The sequence below is a fragment of the Flavobacterium sp. B330r genome (assembly GCF_056824325.1).
In genome coordinates, this window is sequence record NZ_CP124860.1 from 5,348,303 (window position 1) to 5,374,333 (window position 26,031).

20 protein-coding genes are annotated in these 26,031 nt (G+C 33.6%); 2 read left to right on the forward strand and 18 right to left on the reverse strand.

The features are described 5' to 3' along the window. Nucleotides 1-70: 70 nt before the first annotated feature. The 4 genes from QLQ95_RS23445 to rhaT form a co-directional block, all read right to left on the reverse strand. Entirely contained in the window at nt 71-1,432 is a 1,362-nt protein-coding gene (locus QLQ95_RS23445; protein ID WP_482501936.1) for an FGGY-family carbohydrate kinase, read from the reverse strand. Between the two features lie 138 nt (nt 1,433-1,570). Further along, complete coding sequence (locus tag QLQ95_RS23450) at nt 1,571-2,845, reverse strand: sugar isomerase (protein ID WP_095930772.1); 1,275 nt, start codon at nt 2,843-2,845, stop codon at nt 1,571-1,573. 519 nt (nt 2,846-3,364) lie between these two features. Further along, entirely contained in the window at nt 3,365-5,509 is a 2,145-nt protein-coding gene (locus QLQ95_RS23455; protein ID WP_482501937.1) for a bifunctional aldolase/short-chain dehydrogenase, read from the reverse strand. A 26-nt stretch (nt 5,510-5,535) separates the two neighbouring features. After that, nucleotides 5,536-6,585, reverse strand: coding sequence for an L-rhamnose/proton symporter RhaT (gene rhaT / locus QLQ95_RS23460; RefSeq protein ID WP_095930774.1), 1,050 nt, complete (start codon nt 6,583-6,585; stop codon nt 5,536-5,538). Between the two features lie 389 nt (nt 6,586-6,974). Between rhaT and QLQ95_RS23465 the strand changes: the two genes are divergently transcribed. After that, entirely contained in the window at nt 6,975-8,015 is a 1,041-nt protein-coding gene (locus tag QLQ95_RS23465) for a GntR family transcriptional regulator (protein ID WP_095930828.1), read from the forward strand. An 87-nt stretch (nt 8,016-8,102) separates the two neighbouring features. Here QLQ95_RS23465 and QLQ95_RS23470 read toward each other — a convergent pair whose 3' ends face one another. Next, nucleotides 8,103-9,281, reverse strand: a complete 1,179-nt coding sequence (locus QLQ95_RS23470; RefSeq protein WP_482501938.1) for a serine hydrolase domain-containing protein — start codon at nt 9,279-9,281, stop codon at nt 8,103-8,105. A gap of 222 nt (nt 9,282-9,503) precedes the next feature. On the opposite strand from QLQ95_RS23470, the gene QLQ95_RS23475 reads away from it, so the two are divergent. Further along, nucleotides 9,504-10,259, forward strand: coding sequence for a response regulator transcription factor (locus QLQ95_RS23475; protein WP_095930776.1), 756 nt, complete (start codon nt 9,504-9,506; stop codon nt 10,257-10,259). A gap of 222 nt (nt 10,260-10,481) precedes the next feature. Here the strand turns inward: QLQ95_RS23475 and QLQ95_RS23480 are convergent, their stop codons facing one another. The 13 genes from QLQ95_RS23480 to QLQ95_RS23540 all read right to left on the reverse strand — a co-directional run bounded on the left by QLQ95_RS23480 (nt 10,482) and on the right by QLQ95_RS23540 (nt 26,018). Next, nucleotides 10,482-10,658 carry a histone H1 gene (locus QLQ95_RS23480; RefSeq protein WP_008467640.1) on the reverse strand — a complete coding sequence of 59 codons (177 nt, stop codon included), beginning with the start codon at nt 10,656-10,658 and terminating at the stop codon, nt 10,482-10,484. Between the two features lie 307 nt (nt 10,659-10,965). Further along, nucleotides 10,966-12,288, reverse strand: a complete 1,323-nt coding sequence (locus tag QLQ95_RS23485) for a rhamnogalacturonidase (RefSeq protein ID WP_482501939.1) — start codon at nt 12,286-12,288, stop codon at nt 10,966-10,968. Nucleotides 12,289-12,313: 25 nt separating this feature from the next. After that, a complete protein-coding gene (locus QLQ95_RS23490) occupies nt 12,314-13,603 on the reverse strand; it encodes a DUF4861 domain-containing protein (protein ID WP_482501940.1) in 1,290 nt (429 codons plus the stop codon). A gap of 201 nt (nt 13,604-13,804) precedes the next feature. Then, entirely contained in the window at nt 13,805-14,245 is a 441-nt protein-coding gene (locus QLQ95_RS23495) for a hypothetical protein (protein ID WP_320493744.1), read from the reverse strand. Nucleotides 14,246-14,402: 157 nt separating this feature from the next. Continuing rightward, nucleotides 14,403-14,936, reverse strand: coding sequence for a YcxB family protein (locus QLQ95_RS23500; RefSeq protein WP_482501941.1), 534 nt, complete (start codon nt 14,934-14,936; stop codon nt 14,403-14,405). A gap of 238 nt (nt 14,937-15,174) precedes the next feature. Further along, a complete protein-coding gene (locus tag QLQ95_RS23505) occupies nt 15,175-15,918 on the reverse strand; it encodes a rhamnogalacturonan acetylesterase (protein ID WP_482501942.1) in 744 nt (247 codons plus the stop codon). A gap of 225 nt (nt 15,919-16,143) precedes the next feature. Further along, nucleotides 16,144-17,499 carry a glycoside hydrolase family 28 protein gene (locus tag QLQ95_RS23510; protein WP_482501943.1) on the reverse strand — a complete coding sequence of 452 codons (1,356 nt, stop codon included), beginning with the start codon at nt 17,497-17,499 and terminating at the stop codon, nt 16,144-16,146. Nucleotides 17,500-17,619: 120 nt separating this feature from the next. Next, on the reverse strand, nt 17,620-19,617 hold the full coding sequence (pelA, locus tag QLQ95_RS23515; protein ID WP_482501944.1) for a pectate lyase: 1,998 nt from the start codon (nt 19,615-19,617) through the stop codon (nt 17,620-17,622). A 7-nt stretch (nt 19,618-19,624) separates the two neighbouring features. Next, complete coding sequence (locus QLQ95_RS23520; RefSeq protein WP_095930784.1) at nt 19,625-21,214, reverse strand: glycoside hydrolase family 43 protein; 1,590 nt, start codon at nt 21,212-21,214, stop codon at nt 19,625-19,627. A gap of 155 nt (nt 21,215-21,369) precedes the next feature. Continuing rightward, complete coding sequence (locus tag QLQ95_RS23525; RefSeq protein WP_320493738.1) at nt 21,370-22,590, reverse strand: glycoside hydrolase family 88/105 protein; 1,221 nt, start codon at nt 22,588-22,590, stop codon at nt 21,370-21,372. 22 nt (nt 22,591-22,612) lie between these two features. Next, complete coding sequence (locus QLQ95_RS23530) at nt 22,613-23,818, reverse strand: glycoside hydrolase family 88/105 protein (RefSeq protein ID WP_482501945.1); 1,206 nt, start codon at nt 23,816-23,818, stop codon at nt 22,613-22,615. A 9-nt stretch (nt 23,819-23,827) separates the two neighbouring features. Continuing rightward, nucleotides 23,828-25,048 (reverse strand): glycoside hydrolase family 88/105 protein, encoded by a 1,221-nt coding sequence (locus QLQ95_RS23535; RefSeq protein ID WP_482501946.1) that lies wholly within the window; start codon nt 25,046-25,048, stop codon nt 23,828-23,830. Nucleotides 25,049-25,052: 4 nt separating this feature from the next. After that, nucleotides 25,053-26,018, reverse strand: a complete 966-nt coding sequence (locus tag QLQ95_RS23540) for a DUF4861 family protein (RefSeq protein WP_482501947.1) — start codon at nt 26,016-26,018, stop codon at nt 25,053-25,055. Between the last annotated feature and the right edge of the window lie 13 nt (nt 26,019-26,031).

The following is a 26,031-nucleotide window of genomic DNA, read 5'->3' on the forward strand; positions in this document are numbered from 1 at the left end:
TTTGGCGTGTACTGTAAAAATGTAAAAAATACGTTTCTCAGCAAATTTACAACATACAGATCGTTTTTACCTAATGTTTATAGAATTTCAAGTCAATTAAATCGTTCTGAATTGGTTTCGGATTCCAATTATCGTGAATAGCCAAAGCTGCCCCCAAAGCACTCGCCTGCGCCATCGAAGCTGCATAGACTTCAATATCTGGAAAAGCTTCTGCCAATAAATTCATATAAATTGAATTTTTACTGAAACCTCCATCCACAAAAATCTTTTTTACAGGACTATTATGAATTACCAAATTGGTAGAAAAAACTTGCTGTTCTACCAAATCAAGCATTAATTGGTGATAGGCTGTTTCGTAATTTTTATAATGTGAAAGATCTCTTTTTTGAAAAGGGCATTCTTTCAGTATATCAAAATTATATTTCTTAGGATAAAAAATTTGATAATTAAGCGCTCGCAAATTGGCTACAATCTTCTTGTCAAAATAAACCTCTTTGTAGGTATCAACCGGAACATTAAAATGCTGCGCCAAACGTTTGGTCTGCACTTCGTGTTCGTTTCCTGCAAATAATCGTGCCGCTTTTACGGGTTTCTCTGTGTACTGCATATAACACAGACAATCGTTTTGCGATTCGTCAAAAGTTAAAGGCTTATTATTGAATGGATTTAAAGAAATACTCCAAGTTCCTGTAGACAACAATACAAAAGGTTCTGTAAAATTGATTGTATACGGAATAATGGCCGATGAACTATCGTGAAGACCAACTCCAATTGCCAGATTATCGCGAGTCATAATGACATCTTTTCCAAAATGAATTGGTGGTATTTTATCTGAAATCCCCTCTTCTTTCAGCCATTTATGATATTTCATTTTTTTGAAATTCCACAAATTGGTATGACAGCCAATACTGGTAATATCTGCATAGGCTTCATTCGTTAAAAGAAAACTTAAAAACTGCGGCAAGTGCAAGCAGTATTTTACTTTTTCAAAAATTTCGGGTTTTTCTTCTTTCAATCGGTAAATCTGCATTCCCGAATTTAAACTGCCCAAAACTGGAGAAGCTGTTTTTATAGCAAACTTCTTCTCTCCTTTATATTTTTCATAGAAATTAGCTTTTAAATCCTCTGGATAATCTTTTAGATAATTATACAGAGGAGTTAAAACTTTTCCGTTTTCGTCTATATAAACAAAACTGGCGCCGTAAGTGCTAAAATTGATAGCTTTTAAAACATAATCTTTAAGCTCTTTTATTTCAGATAATCGATCTAAAATCCAATTTTTAAGTACTTCGATATCTTCACACGGAAATCCGTCTTCGTCCGTAGTTTCTTCCAGATTAACCGATTTCTCCCAGACAATTTTATAATTTTCGTTAAATAAAAAAACCTTTTTGTTTGTTTTACCAATATCAAAAATCGCAACTACATTCATTTTTTTAATTATGAGTTATGAGTTATAAGTTATGAGTTCTTGAATTATGATTTTTTTATGTTTAAGCTAAGTCTTTTTATGTTTTTAGTACAAAACACAAAAAGACTCGACTTATAACTCATAATTCATAACTTATAACTACAACCCAGTGGCCATTGTTTTTAAACCTCTTTCTTCGATAAGATTTTGTCTTACTTGAATCGAACGGTATAATGCTACAGGATTTAAAGCCGCTCCAGAACGAAGACGAGCTTCGGCAACTAATGCACGAACATCTGTACGGAAAGCATTTTGAAGAATTTCTTGTGCTTTTACCACATCATTTTCTTCTTGTGCTTGTTCCAATGCTTTTCTATCTACAGAAAGTGCTTGTGCGTAAGCAATCATAATTGCCTCAACAGACTGCAATAAATCTTCTAATGGATCTTTGATGTTATGAGAAGCGTCGATCATCCAGCCTAAATCTTTGGCGTGATTCATTCCTCTGGCATCCATTCCCTCAACCAATTCATTGAAAATCAAGAATAATTGATATGGTTTTAATGCTCCCGCCGTTAAATCGTCATCACCATATTTTGAATCATTAAAGTGGAAACCTCCTAATTTGTTTTCCATCAATAATAAAGAAACAATCTGCTCAATATTAGCGTTTGGAAGATGGTGCCCTAAATCGACTAAAGTCTGCGCTTTGTCGCCTAACTTTTTAACATACGAATAAGACTGCCCCCAATCTGCTACAGTCGTAGAATAAAAGTTAGGCTCAGCACATTTGTATTCTAAAAATAATTTCCAGTTTGAAGGCAATGCATCGTAGATTTCCTCTAAACTTTCTAAAGTATTTTGATATGCTTTTCTGAAGTTTAACTGCCCAGGGAAGTTAGAACCGTCAGCTAGCCAAATAGTTAAAGACTCAGAACCTAATTCGATTCCGTGTTTAATAACTTCAATATTATGAGCAATTGCTTGTTTGCGAACCGCTTTGTTTACATTTTGTAAAGAACCGTATTTATAAGTGTGCTCAGAGCTTGCTTGATCTTGAAAAGTATTCGAGTTCATAGCATCGAATTTTAACCCATGCTGATTTGCAAGTGTTCTGATTGCTTTATAATCAGTCGGGATATCCCACGGAATATGAAGTGAAATGGCTCCTGAAGCATTGTTTAATTTGTGAAGCAAACCAACATCTTCAATTTTTTCTTCTAAAGAACGAGGTTCTCCTCCTCCAGCGAAACGTCCAAATCTTGTTCCTCCTGTTCCTAAAGCCCAAGATGGAATTGCAATTTGAAAATCGATTAATTTTTGAATAATCGCTTCTGTATCATTAATTTCTGAAGCTGTAAAAACTAATTTATTCTGGTGTTTTTTGATTAAATCTTCGTTATGAGATTCGATGTGGTTTGATCCGATTAACATAGTTATTGATATTTTAATAGAGTCTACAAGATATAACTTTTATATTTCTAGTATATTTTTTTAACAACATAATCCCGAAATTTTTGACGCTGATTTTACGGATTCGCTATCGCGAAGACGCTGATTGACGCAGATTTTATTTTCTGGTTTCACGCAGATTTAAAAAGGATTTTAGCAGATAACGCAAATCTTTTTTTAATCATCTAAAAATTAAAATCTGTTAGATCTGCTTAAATCTATATAAATCTGCGTGAAATAAAAAAATTCGTCTTTTTCCGCGTCTTCGCGATAGCAAATCTGTGTCATCCGCGTACTATAATTTCCATGTGCTTACTATTTTTCAACTTAAAAATTTTATAGCAACTAAACTCTGGTTTTACTTCACTTTTTTGTTACGTTTTCTTTTGTAAAGCAAATTGTTATAGTCTAAAAAAATCTAACGTTCGAAAGAATTCGAACGCTAGACCACAAAAAACCACTTTTGCTTAAACAAACTTATATAAAAAACCTAAACAATCTTTATCTATAAAAGCCCATGGCTACGCCACCGTCTACGTTTAATGCGTTTCCTGTAGATTTACCAAGTAAACCTCCAACAAAAGCATAACAAGCGTTAGCAATATCATCTGGCAATATGATTTCATTTAATAGCGTACGTTTTGCATAGTAAGCCGGAAGTTCTTCAACTGTAACTCCGTATGCTTTTGCACGACCTTCTGCCCATCCGCCAGACCAAATATTAGAGTCTGAAATTACGGCATCAGGATTTACTGTATTGACACGAATTTTATCAGCTCCAAGTTCTGCAGCCATTAAACGTGTTAAGTGCGCTTGCGCTGCTTTAGCCGATCCATAACCAGGATTATTCGGACCAGCAACAACAGCGTTTTTAGAAACGATATTTACAATATCTCCTCCAAAACCTTGCTTGCGCATTACTTCGATTCCTGCTTTAGAAACAATAAATTGTCCTTTTACCAAGATATCATATAATCTATCCCACTCTTCAAGAGTATGTTCTGCAATAGATTTAGAAATACTGATTCCAGCATTATTCACTACAATGTCAACGCCTCCAAAAGCTAAACAAGCTTCGTCTAATGCTTTTTCTGTGCTTACTTCGTCTGTAACATTCAATAAAGTGCTAGAAACGGCATCTTTACCAAAAGCTTTAATAAATTCATCAGATGCGCCTTGCAAACGCTCTTCATTAATATCATTAATTACGACACAAGCACCTTCTTGAGCGAATTTTTTAGCGATAGCTTTACCAATTCCGCCCGCAGAACCTGTGATTAAAGCTACTCTTCCAGACAATGCTTTTGGTTTTGGCATACGCTGCAATTTTGCTTCTTCTAGCAACCAATATTCAATATCAAAAGCTTCTTGGTGCGGTAAAGAAGTATATTCTGAAACTGCTTCAGCGCCTTTCATTACGTTTACTGCATTGATATAATATTCAGATGCCAAACGCGCCATTGTTTTATCTTTAGCAAAAGTGAACATTCCAACTCCAGGATATAAAATCACAACTGGATTTGGATCACGCATTGCGGGCGAGTTTGATTTTTTACATGCATTATAATAGTCTTTGTACATGGCACGGTAAGCCTCAAATGCAGGAGCTAATTTTGCTTTTACAGCGGCAACATCAGATAAATCTTCGTTTGGATCTAATTCTAAAACCAATGGACTGATTTTAGTTCTCAAAAAGTGATCTGGACAAGATGTTCCTAATGGAGCTAATTTTGAAAGATCATTAGAATTAATGAATTCCAAAACTCTTACATCGTCTGTATAATGTCCAATCATCTGACGCTCTGACGAACAGAAACCTCTTAAGATTGGCGCTACTTTTGCTGCTTTTAATTTACGGTCTTCTTCTGGAAGACTTTCTATTTTTTTACCTCCAAAAACTGGACGTTTCTTTCCGTAATTATCTTCTAAGTAAGAAGCACATTTCTCGATTACTTCCAGCGTATTGATATAACTATCAAACGCAGTATCTCCCCAAGTAAATAAACCATGAGAACCTAACATGATTCCGCGTAGTTTTTTACCGTTTTTTTCTGCTTCTTCCAAACAAGCTCTCAACTGAAGACCAAGATCAAATCCTGGACGCTGCCAGCCTACCCAGCCAATTTCTCCGTTAAATAATTCTTCTGTGATTTTCTTTCCATCTTTCGCAGCAGCAATAGCAATTGCCGCATCTGGATGTAAATGATCGATATGTTTGAACGGAAGAAAACCATGTAAAGGCGTATCAATAGAAGGTGCTTTAGAAGCTAAATCAAAAATACAGTGGTTGAACAATTCTACCATTTCATCTTCAAACTCAATACCTCTGTAAACATTTTCAAGGTTACGAAGTCTGTCCAAATACAAAGCTGCACAACCAGATTTTGTCAACGTTCCAATATCACCGCCAGAACCTTTAATCCACATTACTTCAGAAGATTCTCCCGTAAGAGGATCTTTGTCTGTAATTTTCACAGAAGTGTTTCCACCTCCATAATTGGTCAATCTTAAATCAGCCCCTAACAAGTTAGAACGATAAATAAAAAGCGCTACTTCATCACCTGCTAATGCGGCTGCCTTAGCTTCATCCCAAAGGTAGCTTACATGCTTAAAATTCATATTATTAATTGTGTTTGTATTCGACATATAGTATTTTAAATTATTTCTTGTATTTATAATGAGTTACCAATTCCTACCAAAACGATTGCAAGCATAATAAGTCCGATTCCCCAGAAAAAAGTTCTCAAAGTTTTTCTAGAAACTCCTTTCCATTCTTTCAAATAAAATCCCCAAAAATTTGCTGTTAAAATGATGGTTGCCATATGCAGAATCCATGAACTGGCACCATTTCCAAGTTTGCTTTCTCCCATTCCGTAAAAGAAAAACTGTAAAAACCACATGGTTCCAGCAAGAGCAGAAAACAAGACATTTTTAGTTATTGGAGTAGATTTATCGGTGTAATTTTTAATTGATTTGTTTTTAAAATTTAAATAAAGACACCAGATAAAATTGGATGTTAATCCTCCCCAAAGCAAAACAACATAAGTCACGTTGTTTTGAAATAACGGATTTGCACCATTTACTACAGCATGTTCTGCCATAGATTTTCCAGCTTCGATTCCGTAATTAAAGAAGGAACTCAAAATTCCAGAAATCACGGCTACAATCAAACCTTTTACTAAGTTGAAATCTTTGTCTTTATCTTCGTGACCTGTTGCAAAATCTTTCTCTTTCAGCATTCCTGCTTTTCCAGAAATGGCGATTCCGATTAGATATACAACCACACCCAATAAAACGATCTGACCGCCAGTATTAGTAAGCATGTGAGAAAACGAAATCTTACCCTCTGTTGGAACAATATCATAATAAATGGATGGCACTAAAGCTCCAAATGCAGAGCAGAATCCTAACGTAATTGAATTTCCTAAAGACATTCCTAAATAACGAACGCCTAAACCGTATGTTAAACCGCCAATTCCCCAAATTAAACCCATTGTAAAAGTGAAGGTTTTTATGGATGGAGAAGCTGCTGCAATAATTTCTGTAAAATTTGGAATCGTTAAGTACGCTGCAATTGGCGGCACGATCAGCCAAGAGAAAAATCCTCCTACAAGCCAATAGCTTTCCCAAGCCCAGTCTTTTACTTTTTTAAAAGGCATATAAAAACTACCTGAAGAAAATCCTCCGATAGAATGAAAAATGATTCCTAATAATGATTCCATTTAATAATTTTTAGTTTTTGGTTTGTTAGATAGTGATTTGGTTTTGTAAAATAAGAGAATGTCAAAAACAAAACTGTCCTGTACTATCCTTTACGTATTTCATATTTTTTGTTAAAACTAAAGATTATTAGAAATAACGACTTGTAATTATTGGGTAAATAAATTTAAAATGGCTATTTTAGCAATCGATTTCGTAATTATTGATTCTGCATTAAGATCAAAATTTAGAAATCATAAAAAAAAGATTACAAGCCTTGACGAATTCTCTTTTTTATGACAAAAATGATTCTGTGAATTAGATTCTTTTTGAAAGAAGAGATTTTTAAAAAAATTATTTAGAATTAAAATGAGTTTCGCTAAAATGCGAAATAAATTTCCTCACAATGAACATGATTAAACTTATTAAAATAGACGAAGACTCTCGAGTTCCCAAATACAAACAAATTGTTGACTCTATTCTTCAGAACATCGCCAACGGAAATTTAAAAATCAATCAAAAAATTCCTTCTATAAATAGTTTCAGCGAAGAATTCTATATGTCTCGCGATACTGTTGAGAAAGCCTATAATATTTTAAAAGAGCGAAAAATCATTTCTTCAATTAGAGGGAAAGGCTATTACATTACTCGAACAAAATTGGAATCTAAGGTCAATATTTTATTTCTGACTAATAAATTGAGTTCGTATAAAATGAAAACCTACAGCTCATTTATTGATACTTTGGGCGCAAATGCACATGTTGATCTACAGATTTATCACTGTGACGAGACTTTATTCTTAAATATTTTAGATAAGTTTGAAGGTGCTTACGATTATTATGTTATTACAACGCACTTTAAAACAGATGAATTAAAACATTTGAGCTTTACTGATGATGTTGTAAGTGCCATTAAAAAAATCCCACAAGAAAAACTCGTAGTTTTAGATAATATAAAATTAGGAACAGGTAACGATGTCATTAAGATTTACCAGGATTTTGAAAATGACATTTATAATGCCTTAAAAGAAGGTCTTTCTAAAATATCAAAATACAAACGTTTAATTCTAGTATATCCAGACAAAGCGGTTTATCCTTATCCGCGAAGAATTTTGCACGGATTTAGAAAATTCTGTGTGGAACACGAAATCAATTTTGAAATTCTGAGTGAAGTTTACGATGATATGATTCTTAAAAAAGGAGATTTATTTATCACTATTGAAGAATCTGATCTGGTAAATTTAGTGAAACAGATTCGCGATGAAGAGTTTGTTCTAGGAAAAGATATTGGGATCATTTCATACAACGATACTCCTTTAAAAGATTTGCTTGGCATTACTGTAATGTCAACAGATTTTAATGTAATGGGAGAAACCGCCGCAAGAATGATTTTGAATAAAGAAAAAGGTCAGGTAAAAGTGCCTTTTAATTTTATTGATAGAAATTCGATCTAATCTAAGATGCTAAGCTTCTAAGATACTAAGATTCTCAGTTTTTTTTCTTAGCGTCTTAGAAGCTTAGCATCTTAGAACCTCAGCACCTCATTTTTTATCATATGGAATATATTGATCCCATTCCCATGGTGTATAGGTGTCTTTTATTCCTGTTTCCAGTAAATACTTAATTATTTTTCCTGTTGGATAACTGTTCGACATGATGACCATTGCAGTTCCTTTGTCTTGAAAAACAATTCCATAGTGTTGGAAACCTGAACCTTGCCCTTCTTTAAAAGCGCCATAACCATAAGGGCTTTTTACTAATCCCCAGCCTAAACCGTATGAAAGCTCTGTTTGGTCATTCCAGTTTCCATCTTCTAATGCTCCTGGTCCGAACTGATTTTTAGAACGAATGCGAATCTGCGGACTAAACATTTCTTTGTATGATTTAGCATTCAATATTTTTTTATTCAAAATTGCCGTTATAAACTTGCTATAATCTTCTATCGTAGTTTCTAGCGTTCCTGCTCCTCTCGGTGCATTGTCTTTGTCTTTTTCCTGAATCTTTCCATCATTATCATATCCTAAAGCATAATCTTTTTCGAATTTTTCTTGCCATTTATAACTTGAATTTGACATTCCCAGAGGTTTGAATATCCTTTGCTGAGCCATTTCTTCTAAGGTTTTTCCAGTAATTTTTTCCAAAACGACCTGAAGATACGTAAGCCCTTCACCCGAATAACTGTATCTAGTTCCTGGCTCAAACTTAACTTTGAGCTTTTCATCAGATTCAAACCAACGCCAGTTCGGCAAGCCAGAAGTATGATCGAGACACATTCTAGCAGTTATTTTTTTATATTCTGGATATGATTTTAATTCTGTAAAATCTTCGTGCCATACTTTAAAATCATATTCATAAATTGGTTTCGGAAGATAATCCTGAAGTGGTTTGTCTAAGGTTATGACTCCTTCTTCTGCTAGTTTCATAACCAAAACAGCAAAAACCGCTTTGCTCAAAGAAGCTCCATAAAGATTGGTCTGCAGCTCTAACTTCTTTTTGGTTTCGACATTACTAAAGCCAAAAGTCTTCATGTAAACAGGCTTTTTAGCATTAAAAACAGCTATAGCTAATCCTTTCACATCGGCTTTGCTCATAAGGTTTTCAATAGTGGCGGTCAAACTATCGGTTGAAATTGTACTTCCGTCAAGCCTTTTTATGGTGGAATTTTGTGCTTGAACAGCAATTATACTTATAAAAAAAAAGATTAAAAGAAGATTTTTCATGATTTTGATTTATTAAGCATTAATTAATCAATCCACTCAACTTTCACACAAAGCCTTTTGAGCAATATGTTTACCTCAAACAACTTGATAATAAGTCAAGTAAAATGATTAAGAATTTTATAATTATTTTAAACCCCATTTTTTATTATATTTCAGTCCATATAATCATACAAATATATTCGGCAGAAAATCATAAGACAATACTTATAAATAACCATTTTTATGAAAAACATAAAAGATGATTTGAGCAAACAGCTTTTGGAGCAAAAAAACTCAGGAAACTTAAATAATAAAAAGGTTTTAAAAACGTGTCAGGAAATGGCACAGAATTTTGCTGATTTAGAAAATGGCATTGCCGTTTTAAGCGATTTATACAACAATAAAAGTTACATCTATTCGGGCAAAATTGCTCAAGAACTTGAAATTTTCAAAGAAGATCAAGTGCAAGAAATTGAGAGTATTTGGGAAGAAGAGCTTTTTGGCAAATTAAACTCAGATGATGTACTGCAAAAATATCTTTTAGAACTTCATTTTTTTCAGTTCATAAAAACGATTCCGACTGAGGAACGAAGAAACTTTTGTGTAATCAGTAAATTAAGAATGAATGATGAAACCGCAGGGAAATCTTTATTACACAAGATGTTCTATTTTTCGAATCAGTACGAAGATGTAGAATTGGCACTTTGTTTTTATAATTTTGATTTTTCTCTTGCTCTTCACTATGAAGGTGCAATAATAAATACCGCAACTGGAAATATTGTAAAACAGAATGTGAAAGAAAATGAATTCTTTCTTTCTGCACGAGAAAAAGAGATTCTTAAAATGCTTCAGGCAGGAAAACAAAGTAAAGAGATTGCAACTCTCCTATTTATCAGCATCAATACCGTAAGCCGTCATCGACAAAATATTTTAGAAAAAATGAAAGTTAATAATACCGTTGAAGCATGCTCGATTGCGACGAAGCTAAAATGGATATGAGTTTTTTCTAAGATACTAAGATGCTAAGGTTCTAAGATTCTAAGTTTTTTTTAGACGTTAAGAGAAATTCTTAATTCTTAATTCTTAATTCTTAATTCTTAATTCTTAATTCTTAATTCTTAATTCTTTACTCTTTACTCTTTACTCTTTATTCTTTACTCTTTACTCCCAACAACTTTAACCCATAAAAAAACCTCGTCGATTGACGAGGTTTTAGTTGTATTATTTTTTTGATTCTTCGATAGAAACTTTTCTAAACTCTTTTAAAAGTTTTTCAATTTCTAAAGTTGATTTACGTGCTCTTGGTCCAGCAGCTTTAATTCCTTTTTCAGTCAAAGATTCAGCTTCAGCTTTGAATGTTTCAATTTCGGCGTTGATTTTTACTAATAAATCTTTCATGCTTATATATTGTTAAATTAAGCCACAAAAATAAAAGTTTGTGTGATAGTTACAACAATTTTGCTGTTAAATTTAATGCAGTTTTTCATTCATTTCCTTTACAATAAATTGACTTCTGTTCTTTATTAAAAACCAGCAAATACAATACATTAGCAATCAACCACTTACTTTGAAAGTGTTTTTACAACAACTGTTTTAATACGCTGCAGAAAGTATCAAATTAAAACTAGTTTCATCCAAAAAGATGGCTTATACCTCTTCTATTTGTTAATTTTTGAGCGGAAAAATTCCTCAAAAAAGGAAAATTTTACTCAATAAGAGTCTTGTTTAGGTAAACATTCTTTAAAACAAGTCCGTCTATAATGCTTTTATCCATCTTAGTTTTTACAGACTCTATATTTAGATTTTCAAATCTAAAATTACTCAATCTCACATTGGGATCTTTTTCCACCCCATAAAAATTTGTGCATTTAAGATTGATATTTTTTAAAGTAATCTGATCGCCATAAGATAAAGGAATATCCTGACGGTTTTTCAAATCATAAAACTGTCGCCAAGCAAAAATGGCAAGTCCAGTTTCTGCTTCGCCTTGAATGTTTTCGACTAAAATATATTCGTATCGCTGTGGCGTGTCTGGTCTCATTTTTAGCCACAACATTCTAGAAGCACCTTTTATTTGGCTATTTCTAAAAATTACATTTCGATTATGAATCGCTTCACTTCCATTGGTTAAAGCCGAATGGCAAAATCCAAATGTACAATCCTCAATTATGATGTTTTTATTAGGGCCGTTATTTGGATCTTTATCTGCGTAAGGTCCTTTCCCTCCTTTCAAGGCAATGGCATCATCATTTACAGACATATAGCAGTTTTTTATCAAAACATTTTCGCAGACATCAAGATCAATGGCATCGGTACTTGGCGCTTTAATTTCAATATGGGGCGAAAAGATGTAAAGATTCAGCAGTTTTACATTATTACATTTATAAAAGTGATTCGTCCAAAAACCTGAATTAATCAATTTTACATCCTGAAACTGAACATTTTTTGAATTCCATACAAAAATTAATCTTGGCCTAGAGACTTCAAGATTCGTGCAATCAGGATTCTCACCACGTTTTTTCCAGAAAGCTTCCCAAAACTTTTTTCCATTTCCGTCTATTGTTCCTTCTCCCGAAATAGAAAAATGATCTACCCCATAAGCATTGACCAAGGCGGGAAAATAATCCAGATTTTGTCCTTCCATTCTTGAAGCCATAATTGGATAATCAATAATATTATCTGAACCTTTTAGAACTGCTCCTTTGGCTAAATATAAAGCTGTTTTAGGTTTAAAGAATAAAGCGCCACTCAAAAATACACCTTTCGGTACTACAATTACACCGCCACCATTTGCCGATGCAAGGTCAATTATTGCCTGAATGGCTTGCGTTTGGAGTATTGTACTGTCTTTTTTAGCTCCAAAATCTGTTATACGATATTGTTTTTCTAAATCCGCTAATTGCAATTTCTGATCGTTTTTAAACCAGCTGCTGATGGAAGTGCCATCAGGAAAAACATCAGTTACCTGTTGCGAGAAAGAAAAATTCAATCCGCTTATAAAAGCTAAAACAATAAAAAACTCTCTCATTTGTACAACGCCCTATCGTTTCAAATTACTTTACTTCGACTTTTATTTTAGCCGAAAGCTGTTTGGCCAAATTGGTCACATAATTAGTAAAAAATGCAGAATCATTAAAACCTTTATCGGCGCTCAGTTCCCAAGCTGCAATCGCATAATAACTGATCTCTTTTTTATTATCAACTTTTAATTTTGCCAAATACGAATCCGTCAGCTGTCCTGTTTTAGGAGCTTCAATATAACCTTGATAAATATTTGCAGGAACTAAAATCGCTGTTCCCAAAATCCATTGGCGTTCATAAGTCAAATAATCGTGCTGAATTAGACATATCCAATCTCCAGCTTCTATAACCTGTAGCGGATTTTTATTATTCAAATTAGAAATTGCAGCCAAAAATGTTTCTTTGCCTTTAATGCCATCTATTGAAACAGTATTTTTATAACCATACATTCCAGGCCAAATAGAAGTTGTTTCCTGTACTTGATAAAGATTTCCAGAGGCTTTCCAGTTTTGATAATGGTAGCTTAAAACAGAATTTACCGGTCCTTCTGCTACAATTTTAAAAGTTGTCTTTTCTACATTATTTATGGTGTCATTGCCTAAAATTCCAAGTCGGTTTATTTTATTATCAATCAGCAATGCATAACCGCCTAAACCAACAGAATTCCCAACAGGAAAAATATCTCTTCCCCAATCGTACATCACATGATAATTATCTTCAACTGCGCCTTTGCTGTTTATACCAACGTTTTCGGGAGTTATTCCTGGAAGCTTTTTCCCAAATACATCTTTAGAATTTCTTCCATCTAGATAATGTCTAAAACCAACTTTGTCATTCTCCCAAGTCGGTCCGTCTGTTTGGTATTTTTGATAACCTAATTTTTTATGAACCTGATTTGCCATTAAAACCTCTTGTGTATCTGGATGAACAGGAAGATCTTTCCCTTCTCTTTTTCCAAAACGTGCACTGGTTTTTATTGTAAACCTCGGATCTATATCAGACCATTTTAACTGAATGATTTTTTCTTCGTTTGGTGAAAAATCAGTTGTAAAGAAAAGTTCATCCCATTTTCCATCGCCATTCAAATCGTTTGTCTGCGCTGGAATGGTATCTGTTTTTGAAACTAAAATAGGGAAAGCTCCTTTTACATTGCTTTCTCCAATATTCTCTCTTTTTATAGAAATTGCTTTTTGCGAGAGCGCTAGAGAACTACTGTTTTTTAAAACAATTGTTTTTTCTGATACATTTTGAGAAACTTTGCAACTCGCTAATAATACTGTAACTAAAGTAATTGGAAGATAAAATAATACTCTTTTTTTCATTCTTTCTTTATTCTTTATTTTTTCAGAACAATTTAAGATTTTTAATTGTTATAATAACACTTAAAAATCAAAAACTTCTAAAAAAAATGAAAATTAATATAAATAAAAAGCAGGATAACGAACAACAATTACCCTGCAATTTAAACACATTACTATCAAATAATATGATCGAAAAAAATATAAAAAATAAAATAAATTACTTCACATTAAAAAATACATTGCTTTGTAATATTCATTAAACTTTGATTGTGATGGATTAGATGGCCTCACTGTCTTTTTTTCCCTTTTGAAATCTAATTTCATTTTCAAAAAGAGTTTTACTTCTTTAAAAATTTCACGACTAGTTTTTGATTCATCAAACAAAATCAAATTATTGATTTCTTCTAAAAAAGATAAGCTCTTGTAAAGTTGCCTATTAAACAAACAAACTAAAGTATTTGCTCTTTTTTCTTCTTGTAAAAAACTAAGCAACTCTTCTCTCCTGTAGACTACATAAATAATTCGATCATATTGATTTATTGTCCCTTCACATTGATCAGTAAAAGATTTTTCTAAAAATTCAAACTCATCTTTAAGTTTTCTTTTAAACATTTTCAGAAAAAAACCTTGATTATCAACTACTAAAACTCGCTCCTTTTGCATCTTTTTGTTTTTTAAAACTAGTAAACTCCTCGATTAACTGAGGGATTCGCTACTAAAATATGTAGCAAAATTAGAGCTGTATCAATCATTCATTAGCTTCAATAAGCCATAAAACAATCATAATAAGGTATTTTTTGATATTATTATTAAAAATGGATTAGACTTTTATCACGTGCATGACATGCTTTTCAACAAATGAAACCAATTCTTCAATCTCTTGACAATTGTGATCTTTCTTTGAAATAGAAATGATATAAGCATTTCTTTCTTTTACGTAGAGAAATAAGAAATTTTTAGTCGAAATAACTTTTTCAATTTTTGTCCATTTATGTTTTAATTCTCTTAACGGAGATCGAACGCAAACATCAGAATAAGTAAAAGTGAGTTTATATCTGCTATAAAATTTGTTATACTGGATAAGCCATTTTGTTAAGCAGAAAATCGTTCTAGATATAGCATCCAGAAAAAAGAATTGAATGATCACCAAAAAAACAAGTGTAACCAAACAACTTATCAGCCACTGAAAAAAATCGGCTTCATTAATAAAATCAAGAAAAAGCATCACTAATGCAACAACAAAAAAAACATAGATTAAACGCTCTTTAAACAAGTGTTCAAAGTACATTTTGTTAAGTTTTCTAATTTCAGAAATATTTAACTGAAACTCTAATGAAAAATTAGCCGCTTTCATATTTTTTGTCTTCTTAGGTATATTATTCAAGACAAAAGTATATCAACAAAAAAGTCTTAAATAGACTTAGAAGCTTTTATAATATTAAAATAAGGCTAGATTTATTTCTTTAATCTTTAATCTATACTTTTTTTATCTTCTTTTATATTAAATACTAAAAAAACAAAAGAGGAAACAAAAAGAAAAAAGGGAAATGCAAATTTCCCTCTCTATTCATTGTCTTAATTTTAAAATGTTTTTACTTAATTCCGCTTTTAAGATTCTTTAGCGAAGCGTCTTTCGAAAGCTTAATTTGGTTAATTATAATTTCAGCAATTTTATTTGCTCCTAACAAGGAAAGGTGCGTATCATCAGCTTTATCTGTGTCATAAAATGCATTTTCTCCTGCTTTGAAATGAAGATGAAGCTGTTTTGATTTTTCTGGCCCGTAAGATTGCTCTAATAATTCGGTGTAGTATTCTAAATCTATAAAAGGCACATTATATTCCTGTGCGACCAATCGGGTTTCTAAAGGATAATCGCCATGTGTAGGTACCAAAACGCCTTTTTCGTTAAAGTTACGTCTTGAGATGGAAGTTAATAATATCGGAATAGCACCTTTTTCTCTACTTTCTTTTACAAAACGAATCAGGTTGTATCTGTAAGCTGTATGCGGATTGGTAAATCGTGCTGAGTCTTCAATTTTCTGATCATTATGTCCGAATTCTATAAAAACATAATCTCCTTTTTTAAGTTTGTTATAAACAGAATCCCAGCGTTTTTCATTGATAAAGCTTCTCGTGCTTCGTCCGTTTACCGCTTTATTGATTACTGTTATATTTTCTTTGAAAAAAGGCTGCAATACCTGAGCCCAACCATGTTCTGGATTTTTGTCCGGATCTTTTTTATTTGCCATTGTAGAGTCTCCAATGCAATACAAAGAGGTTTTTTGGGCAAAACTTACTGTGGTGATAAGTAATGTTAGAAAGATATATTTTTTCATTTTCTTTTATTTTTTTAATGCTGAGTGGTTTTATTGCGAAGTGTTTTTTTAACGCAAAACTGCAGTGCATCTCTACGAAAAATCTTTGAATCTCTGAACCTTTGAGGCTTTGAATCTCTAAATCTTTGAGCCTTTGCCTCTTTTTATTAAACCTTTGCGAACTTTGCGCTTTCTTTGTGCACTTTGCGTTAAAAAAACGCTTAGCTATAAAATGAGGTTAAAAATCTAATGTTTTGAAACTGCTGTAGGCACTGTTGCTCTTTTGCCTATAAAAACATCTGTCATCAAGACGTTTTCTGCGTTTTCATTCGAGAGCGCATTTTTGGCTTCTTTGATTTCTATGTTTTTTAAAGAGATATTCTTGATTTTTTTATCTGCAAATCCCTGAATTACGATACCAGATTCTGACGCTTTGTTGCAGGTGATATTAGAGAAATATACATTTGATATCTCTGACTGATAGCCTTTTCCTTCTCCGTGATAATTTGCTGTAATGTATAGACAATCTTCTACTTGGTCTAACTGGATATTTTGAACAAAAATATTTTTGATATAGCCTCCGCGATCGGCATTGGTTTTTAAATAAATGCCTCTTTTTAAATATCCTGCCGTTTTGCAATTTTCTACAAATACATTCTGAACTCCAGCCGACATTTCGCTGCCAATTACTACTCCGTGAAGTCCTTTAAAATTACAATTTCGTATCACAATATTCTCGCTAGGCGTTGCTGCATTAGCTCTTCCTTCATGATCTCTTCCTGCTTTTATGGCAACATTGTCGTCTCCGTTGTCAAAAGTCACATTTTCAATTAAAACGTCTTTTGCGTATTCTGGATCGATTCCGTCATTATTGTGATTTAATGATTTGTAACTTATTCCGCGAATGGTAATACTTTCTGATTTTAAAAGATGCAGACACCAAAACGGCGAATTTTCGATTCTGATATTTTCGACTAAAATGTTTTTACAATTTAAAAACTGAATCATTTGTGGTCGTAAAAAATAGCCTTCTCCAAATTTTCTTTCCTCTAATGGCGTATTGTTGTGATTCATGTCACGGCTTCGGTTTTTACCGTCGTTTTCTTTTGCTTTAAAAGTTTTCCAGTTCTTTCCTCCTTCTCCATCAATTGTTCCTTCTCCTGTAATCGCAATATTGCTGCAATTATTAGCGTAAATCAACGGACTGTAATTATAAAGCATTGTACCTTCCCAACTTGTTAAAACCAATGGCAAATAATCTTTCGGATTGTCGCTGAATTTAATCTTTGCTCCTTTTTCTATTTTCAAATTTACATTGCTTACAAAATGAATCGGACCATTAATTTTATAAATTCCTTTTGGCACAATTATAGTTCCGCCGTTATTCTTCTTACACAACGCCATTGCTTTGTCAAAAGCTTTTTTATTATCAGCAACAGAATCACCTTTTGCTCCCAGTTTTAAAATATTTATCTGATAAGCTGGTATTGTTGGAAGCTGAATATTCTTTATGATAGCATCTACTTTTGCTGACGGAAAATCTCCGTTTTGTGCAAAACAAACGCTGGTGAGGAGTACTAAGATTAGATGTTTAAGATTCATGTTTTTAGTTTTAGCTTTTAGTCGTCTTTTTTTAGTTTTCAGTCGCAGTCTCTGTTTCCAGTGCAAACAGAAACTGAATACTGAAACTGCAACTGAACGCTATATACTGAACACTGAATACTAAAAATACCAAGCTCCCGCCTTATCCTTAAGAATGTTTTCTATTGAATATTGGGTTGCTTCCTTCTTTGAAAGCTGATGCGACCACTTCACTCTTTTAGATGGCTGAAAACCCTCGCCCGTGCAATTGTATTCGGCATAAAAAGCTTTCTTTTCAGCTTCTGGTTTAGACCAATTTTCCCAACCCTCTGGCTTTATTTGTTTTCCCATTTCGCAGTTTATAAAAACTGTTTTAGCATAAATACGCCACGGCCTTCCTAAATATACCTCTTTTGCCTCTGGGCTTGCAGTCAGTTTACAATTTTTGAAAACAAAACCAAATGAAGTTCCTTCGGGGGTTGAAGCTGCTGTGATATAAGAGCTTTTGATACTGTGAATCGTACAGTTCTCAAATAAAGCTGTTGCGCCTCCAAAAATAAAATCTGTTGTGCCTTCTATATAACAATCCTTAAAATATTGCTTTGCATCTTTTCCAGACAGATATAACGTATCTTGATTTCCTAAAAGATTACAGTTTATAAATTTAGCACGGTTGGCTACAACAGACAACGCAATAGCTTGTCCATGCTCTCCAGAAGTATTTTTAATCGTTAGATTTGATGCCGCAAAATTGTCCCCTTCAACCAAAAGTGTGTAGGTATAAAAAGTGCTATTTCTGCCTAAAGCTATTTTTGAAAAATTATCATCAAAAGTAATAATGGTATTTTCTTTACTTTCCCCTTTCAGAAATACATTAGTATTCCATTCCGGAATTCGAACTTTTTCGTTGTAGATTCCGTTTTTAATAAAAATAGTAACCTTCTCATACGGAAAAGCGGGTGTTGCATAAATTGCATCCTGAATTTTTGTAAAATCTCCCGAACCATCTTGTGCTACAGTAATAAAATCTACAATTTTCTTTTCGGCTGCCCCTACTTTTGTACCGTTTTTAACTGCCCAGTCTGGAAATCTTTTTAAAACTTCCTCTGGTGCATCGGAGTACCATGAATAGCCATTTCTTCTTTCTGATCCTATCTGATCCAATGATTTTTTCTTAATTCCGTCACGGTCACAAAAGAAAGGTTCATTGGTTTCCAAATCCATAAATCTTGCCCAGATAGGTTTGGCATTTACTGCTGGAATCATTTTTTTATCTACAATTTTTCCGGCGTCATTTAAAACTCTTTTTTCTTCTAAATTGGTAATTTTAGTTTTTTGAAACCATTCTACCGCACTTTTTACAGCGGTAACAACTTCTCTTGACGGTTTGTCAATCGACATTAAAAGCAATACTATTTTTGTTGATTCATAACCGCTTAACGAAGCCAATTCAAAAGCTCTTGCATTTGCTGGCGCCAAAGTCACTTCATCATGCTGCGCGCACCAAGCGGTTAAAACACCATTTTGCTTGTATTGTGTTTTTAAAATACAATCGATTCCTTTATCAAATGATTTTCTGCATTTTTCCACAATTTCTTTTGATGGTTTAATGCTGTAATAATCGGTTTCGTCTGCAACGGCTTTTATTACATTCATAATATTAACCATCGAATCATCATTGTAGGTAATGTGCGTATAATATCCTTTTTTTAACGGATAAAACTGAGGCCATCCTCCGTTTGCATATTGAGCCTCCAGCAGATAATTTAAGCCTTTTAAGAAAGATTCTCTATAACGTTCGTCTTTAACCTGCGCATACATTCTAGACATAAAAAGCATTTCCTGACAAGTTGCTCCGTTGTCTGTAGTAGTTTCTACAGCTGTTTTTTTAAGAGCAATCAAATCTTTTTTCTGCTTTTCGGTCAGCTCATCCTGCATTTGAATATTCTTTGGCCAGCCTCCAATATCTCTTTGGTAGAGCAGTACATTTTCTGCTACTCTTTTCGCGTCTGCGTTTGCAAACCAAGCGACATCACTCTTGCGAATAACATCTGACCATCTTTTATAAGTATTCTGAGCATTTACAGCAAAACTGCAAAGGCATAAAAAAAGCATTATTTGTTTTTTAAACTGTATCATTTCCAACCTATTTTGTTACTCTGAACCAATCAACAGCAACATTCCCCGAATCATTTTTAATTATCTCACCCAAAGCAAAAAGTCCGACTTTCGCTCCAATCCATTTTCCTTCTTTAGCAGTAAAATCTTTTCCTATGGTTTGGTAATTTTTATCGTCTAAACTATACGAAAAACTACAGATCGCACCTTTGCTAATTTTTACTCTTAAATAAATTGTATTTTGCTCAATTAATACAGGCTTGGTTTCAGTCTCTGAAACCGTTTTATCAAAAGTTCCTGTTTTCTGATTCAGATATAATTTTCCGTTCTCATTTTTGAAATTCAGATAACTATAATCTAACCCCATAACGATCAAACCAGTAGTTTCTCCATTTAATCTTGCATTAAAAGTCAGTTTTGTAGTCGCCGTAAATTCTTCTGCTGGAAATTTTTGCAAGAGTAAATTCGGAGCATTAAAAATATTTTTGGTTGTGGTATTGCAAAACAAATTCAAATAACCCAAACTAGTTGGAAAACCAAAGTTGGTCTGTTTATTTGCCTGCCATTGCCATTGCAATCCTAATTTTGGCTCGTTAAATTCATCTGAAGTTGCTGGAACTTCAATCGGATATTTTTTGCCAACATTTGGTTTCTTGTACGTTGTTACGGGCTCACCTATTCCATTTTTATCAAAATCTTCTCCCATAACCGGCCAGTCATTCACCCATTTCATTGGCTGCAGATGCACAATTCGGCCATAAGCGCCTTTATCTTGAAAATGAAAAAACCAATCTTCGCCCGTCTGAGTCGTTACCCAAGCCCCTTGATGCGGCCCATTTATTGCGGTCGAACCTTGTTCTAGAACCTTCTTTTTTTCATAAGGTCCGAAAACATTTTTCGATCTTAAAACAGTCTGCCATCCTGTTGGAACTCCTCCTGCTGGTGCAAAAATGTAATAATATCCATTTCGTTTGTAAAATTTTGGCCCTTCAATTGTGCCTTCGCTTTCGTGTCCGTCAATAACCATAACTTCATCGTTGTTCACTACAGTTCCGTCTGTATTCATGTTACAAACGACTAGCAAGCTTTTAATCTGAGCACGGCTTCCTGCAAAAGCATGTACCAAATAAGCTTTGCCATCATTGTCCCAAAGCGGACTCGGATCAATCAATCCAACTCCCGCTTTAACTAAAAGTGGCTCAGACCAAGGCCCTTGTGCTTTTTTAGCTTTTATCATATAAATTCCGAAATCTGGATCTGGATAATAGATGTAAAATTCGTTGTTGTGATAATTGATGCTTGGCGCCCAAACTCCGTTTCCGTGCTGTACGCTATTGTAGGTTTCAAATGGAGGCTGTTTAGCTAAAGCGTAGCTTATAATTTTCCAATTTACCAAGTCTTTTGAATGTAAAATCGGTAACCCTGGAATACAATTAAAAGAAGAAGCTGTCATATAATAATCATCGCCTACGCGAACAACATCTGGATCTGAATAATCGGCATGAATAATCGGATTGGTGTATGTTCCGTCTCCGTTATCTGGCGTCCAGACTTGTGCGGTATTCTTCTGGAAACAAAAAATGGAAAGAAGAAATAGGATGATTTTTATATTTTTCATTTTTAACTGTTTTTTTTATTTAAACCCGACAGGTTTTAGAAACCTGTCGGGTTTGTCACTTGTTTTTTCTGTGAGTAATTTCTTTGCGATGCTTCGACTTCGCTCAGCAAGACAAAGTAGAGCATCATAACTCCAAACTCATAACTTTAAAAAAATTATCTGTTCAATTCCAAAGCGGCCAAAATAAATGGCCCTGTTGCTTTAGGATCATTGTCTTTTTTTCTTTCGTTTACGTAATATTCGTAAGATCCATCACGATATGGATTCCCGCCTAAACCTGCCACTTGGCAACAGTTTGTTAGCGTAATTCCTCCATCTTGATCTACTTTTTTGATTAATACAGTTGTTAACCCGTCAAAAGCTTTGTTGGCTGCTTTTTTAAATTTAGCTGGCAAATATCCTTTGTTTGCTCCTTTTGCAAAAGCATATGAAAACATTGCAGATCCAGAAGCTTCTAAATAATTGTCTTTTTCACCGCCTTTGTCTGTAACTTGATACCACAATCCAGATTTATCTTGGAATTTTAGTAAAGCCTCAGAAACATTGTTTAAATACTGAATCAACTCTTTTCTTTTTGGATGATCTTTTGGCATGTAATCTAAAACATCAACCAAAGCCATTACATACCAGCCCAAAGATCTAGACCAGAAGTTTGGAGAGTTTCCTGTTTCTTTATTTGCCCAAGGCATTTGTTTGCTTTCGTCCCATCCGTGGTATAATAATCCCGTTTTTGGATCTGTTGCTTTAAGCTGAATCAATTCGAATTGTTTCGCGATATCATCAAAGCTTTTTCCGTTTTCGAATTTAGCTGTGTATTCTGCGTAGAATGGCTCTCCCATGTACAAACCATCCAACCACATTTGATTTGGATAAATTTGTTTGTGCCAGAATCCTCCGCTTTGTGTTCTTGGCTGTTCTGTAAGCTGTTTGCGAATTAGTTGCAATGCTTTTAAATATTTATCTTCTTTTGTATAGGCATAAACATCAAAAAGCAAACGTCCTGGCAATACTAAGTCAATATTGAATTTATCAAATTCGTATGTATTAATGTTTCCGTCAGGTTGCACCAAATTATCCACATACCCTTTTATATAAGCTTTGTATCTAGGGTCTGGATTTTTTTTGTATAATTCTTCAATTGAATGCAATACTAAAGCGTGAACGTAATCCCACTTTGGTTTTTTAGCGTCGTCGATCATGTATGCCTCTGGATGGCGTTTCATCAATGTCAAGGCCATTTTATCAGACCATTTTGCATTTTTCCCAATCACAATCTCTTTTGCTGGTTCCTGCGATGTTACTTTACAACTTGTAATGGTCATAAAACAAGCCATCAAAATCGACATAAAATAACTTTGCTTTCTACTATTTTTCATTTCAAAATTTATTTAAATTCTACTATTTTTCTAATTCAACTGCCGCTAAAATAAAAGGACCTAATCCATGCGAATTATCTACTTTTATTTTTTCGCTTATATAATATTCGTAAGAACCATCTCGATAAGGATTTCCACCTAACCCTGCACTGGCACAAACTTGAGTAATATGTATTTCTCCGTCTGGATCTACTGTAACGAGTTTTTTTGTAATTCCGTCGAATCCTTTTTCTGCCAACTTTTTATAGCTTTTTGGTAAATACCCTTTTTTTACTCCTTTTGCAAATGCATAAACAAACATTTCAGAACCAGATGCTTCAAGGTAATTTCCTTTTCTATTTCCAGCATCTGTAACTTGATACCATAATCCTGATTTATCTTGATATTTTGCAACAGCTTTCGAAATCTCATTCAAATACTCAATCAGTTCTTTTCTTTTCGGATGTTCTTTCGGCATAAAATCTAAAACATCAACCAAAGCCATCATGTACCAGCCTATAGATCGAGACCAAAAATTGGGAGATGTTCCGGTTTCTTTATTCGCCCAATCCATTTTTTTACTTTCATCCCAAGCATGAAAAAGAAGACCCGTTTTTGGATCTAAAGTATGCTGGTGAATCTGCTCAAACTGTTTTACAATATCATCAAAACTTTTTCTTTGCTCAAACTCAGCTGTATATTGTGCATAAAAAGGAGTTCCCATATACAATCCATCCAGCCACATCTGATTTGGATAAATTTTCTTATGCCAAAAACCACCTGAATTTGTTCTCGGATGCGTTTCCAATTGTTTTCTTAAAAGCTGTAACGCTTTAAGATAACGATCATCTTTGGTTTGTTTATAAATTTCAAAAAGTCCTTTTCCAGCATTTATATAATCAATATTGTAATCTTCTAGTTTATAATTTAGAATATCGCCAGAATTGTTTATAACTGTCTCGTAGTACTCTTTAACGTAATTGAAATAAACTGGATTTTGTGTTTTATTGTACAGATTCTCAAAAGCAGTCATAATAAGACCAAGCTTATAATCCCATTTTGGTTTTTCGTTATTATCAATCTGCCAAGCTTTTGGGTCACGCTTCATAATAGAAAGAGCCATTCTTTCAGACCACTTCAAGTCTTTAGATATAACAATTGTCGTTTCTTGAGCTCTTGCATTCATAAATGAAAAAAGCAGCCCCATAATTACAAACAGTAAACCAAAATATTTTCTCTTTTTATCCATAAAAAACATTTATTTATCTAATTCGATTGCACTTAATAAAAAAGCCCCCAATCCAATTGCACCGTTTTCTTTTGTTTTAGAAACTAGATAATAATAGTTTGTTCCATCACGGAATGGTTTTCCGCCCAAACCTACATTTGATGAAACATTCAAAACATTCACTTCTCCTTTTTTATCTACTTTCACAAATTCCTTTACAAAAGTGTCAAATGATTTTTTAGCTGTGGTTTTGTAGCTTGAAGCCAAATAGCCTTTATTGGCACCTTTTGCAAAAGCATAAATAATCATTCCAGAAGCTGATGGTTCTACATAATTTCCGTACAATTCTGGTTTATCAGCAACTTGATACCAAAGTCCTATATCGCTTTTGTATTGATTCACATTTTTGGCAATCTGATTCAAATACTCCACCAGAACTTTATGTTTTGGGTGCGATTTCGGGAAATAATCTAACGTTTCAACCAGCGCCACCATGTACCATCCAATTCCTCTTCCCCAGATTGTAGGCGAAGTTCCCGTTTGTTTATCTGCCCACGCAATCTCTTTACTTTCATCCCAAGCTTGGTAAACCAAACCAGTTTTTTGATCCACAAGATAATTCTGAACCAATTCAAATTGTTTCGCAATATCATCCAGACTTTTTCCCTTTTCGTACTTAACGGTAAACTGCGCATAAAAAGGTTCAGCCATATACAAACCGTCAATCCACATTTGGTTTGGGTAAATCTGTTTGTGCCAAAATCCTCCGCTTGGTGTTCTCGGCTGACTTTCTAACTGATTTCTAAGCTGCCCAATAATCTTCAGATAGCGAGAATCTTTTGTTATATCATATAAATTAAACAGCAGTTTTCCCGGATTTAAACAATCAATATTATACTCCTTGATATCATATTTTTTGATATTTCCCGTACTGTCAATCATTCCATCAACATATTCTTTGATGTAATTCAGGTACTTTTTATTGTTTGTTTTTTGATATAATTTTTCAAATCCCGACAATACAAAACCCATTTTATAATCCCATTTTGGCTTTTCATTTCCGTCAAGCTGCCAAGCATTCGGATATTTATTTAAAACAGAAAGTGCTGTTCGTCCCGACCATTTTAAATCGTAGGGAATGACATTGTTTTCTGTACTTGTTTGATTTTGCGCATTGATTTTATTTCCAAAAATCAGCAGTAAAACCAGAATATTTCCAAAAATGAACTTTGTAGAAAGAGATTTACGCATAAAATTACATTTTGCCTTTTTTATTCAGTACTTCTAATTGTTTGTCTAAATATTGTGCAAATTCTTCCTTTGTTTTGATTCCGTTTACTTCTTGTTCCCAAGCACCTAAAAGGTAAAAAGTCACTGCTTTTGTAGTTGGTTTAAAAACTAAAAGATAATCTAAATCTGTATCTGCAATATTTTCGATAGTACTAATTTCATAAAAAATTGCCATTCCTAACTTGTCTGGCACCAAAGATTGTTCTCCGTAAGTTGCCAAATATGCCCATTTTTTATTTTTACTTTCTTTTTTAAGCAATTCACCCGTTTTTGTCTTTACAATTCCTGTACAAATTCCTTGTATTGCTTGCGAAGCTTTAATTGTATGTTGTGTATAAAGCTGATCTGGTTTGATTGTCAATTCTGAAATAAAATCAATTTTATCTGAAGCTGTTTTCCATCCATAGTAATTTACTTTTACTGTAGATTCCTTCGCCTTATTAGCTACTGTTGCAATTGTTGAATCTACTTCACGGAAGTGCAATTTTTCGCTGTTTAAATAACGATCGATAGAACCAATTCCGATTCCTTTTCCTGCTTTTAAAATATCAGCTCCCCAATCGCTCATATTGTGATAAGAATCAAATCCGTCTTGCCCTACAAGTGGAAGAATATTCTCTGAAGTCTTTTTTCCGAAGATATCGATAGCATTTCTCCAGTCTAAGTACAAACGGTATCCAATTCTGTTGTTTTCCCAGCCTGGTCCTTCGTAACGAATGTCGAAAGAGTGATCTGTATGTTCAGGAGCCAATTTTAATCGGTCCACATTTTTAAAAACAGTTCCGCCTTTATACTTTCTTCCTTCCCATTTTCCGTCTGTTTTTGCAGATATTTCGGCGTAAGTTTTGTTCGTCTTAATATCGTATTTCTGCGCGTTTATGGCAGTTAAACCCGCGAAAAATAAAATTGCTGTGGTGATTTTTGCTTTCATTTCTGTATTCTAA

Excerpts from the sequence above, each read along its gene's own strand:
- QLQ95_RS23445 (WP_482501936.1), bottom strand. The coding sequence starts at position 1,432 with ATGAATGTAGTTGCGATTTTTGATATTGGTAAAACAAACAAAAAGGTT.
- QLQ95_RS23450 (WP_095930772.1), bottom strand. The coding sequence starts at position 2,845 with ATGTTAATCGGATCAAACCACATCGAATCTCATAACGAAGATTTAATC.
- QLQ95_RS23455 (WP_482501937.1), bottom strand. The coding sequence starts at position 5,509 with ATGTCGAATACAAACACAATTAATAATATGAATTTTAAGCATGTAAGC.
- rhaT (WP_095930774.1), bottom strand. The coding sequence starts at position 6,585 with ATGGAATCATTATTAGGAATCATTTTTCATTCTATCGGAGGATTTTCT.
- QLQ95_RS23465 (WP_095930828.1), top strand. The coding sequence starts at position 6,975 with ATGATTAAACTTATTAAAATAGACGAAGACTCTCGAGTTCCCAAATAC.
- QLQ95_RS23470 (WP_482501938.1), bottom strand. The coding sequence starts at position 9,281 with ATGAAAAATCTTCTTTTAATCTTTTTTTTTATAAGTATAATTGCTGTT.
- QLQ95_RS23475 (WP_095930776.1), top strand. The coding sequence starts at position 9,504 with ATGAAAAACATAAAAGATGATTTGAGCAAACAGCTTTTGGAGCAAAAA.
- QLQ95_RS23480 (WP_008467640.1), bottom strand. The coding sequence starts at position 10,658 with ATGAAAGATTTATTAGTAAAAATCAACGCCGAAATTGAAACATTCAAA.
- QLQ95_RS23485 (WP_482501939.1), bottom strand. The coding sequence starts at position 12,288 with ATGAGAGAGTTTTTTATTGTTTTAGCTTTTATAAGCGGATTGAATTTT.
- QLQ95_RS23490 (WP_482501940.1), bottom strand. The coding sequence starts at position 13,603 with ATGAAAAAAAGAGTATTATTTTATCTTCCAATTACTTTAGTTACAGTA.
- QLQ95_RS23495 (WP_320493744.1), bottom strand. The coding sequence starts at position 14,245 with ATGCAAAAGGAGCGAGTTTTAGTAGTTGATAATCAAGGTTTTTTTCTG.
- QLQ95_RS23500 (WP_482501941.1), bottom strand. The coding sequence starts at position 14,936 with ATGAAAGCGGCTAATTTTTCATTAGAGTTTCAGTTAAATATTTCTGAA.
- QLQ95_RS23505 (WP_482501942.1), bottom strand. The coding sequence starts at position 15,918 with ATGAAAAAATATATCTTTCTAACATTACTTATCACCACAGTAAGTTTT.
- QLQ95_RS23510 (WP_482501943.1), bottom strand. The coding sequence starts at position 17,499 with ATGAATCTTAAACATCTAATCTTAGTACTCCTCACCAGCGTTTGTTTT.
- pelA (WP_482501944.1), bottom strand. The coding sequence starts at position 19,617 with ATGATACAGTTTAAAAAACAAATAATGCTTTTTTTATGCCTTTGCAGT.
- QLQ95_RS23520 (WP_095930784.1), bottom strand. The coding sequence starts at position 21,214 with ATGAAAAATATAAAAATCATCCTATTTCTTCTTTCCATTTTTTGTTTC.
- QLQ95_RS23525 (WP_320493738.1), bottom strand. The coding sequence starts at position 22,590 with ATGAAAAATAGTAGAAAGCAAAGTTATTTTATGTCGATTTTGATGGCT.
- QLQ95_RS23530 (WP_482501945.1), bottom strand. The coding sequence starts at position 23,818 with ATGGATAAAAAGAGAAAATATTTTGGTTTACTGTTTGTAATTATGGGG.
- QLQ95_RS23535 (WP_482501946.1), bottom strand. The coding sequence starts at position 25,048 with ATGCGTAAATCTCTTTCTACAAAGTTCATTTTTGGAAATATTCTGGTT.
- QLQ95_RS23540 (WP_482501947.1), bottom strand. The coding sequence starts at position 26,018 with ATGAAAGCAAAAATCACCACAGCAATTTTATTTTTCGCGGGTTTAACT.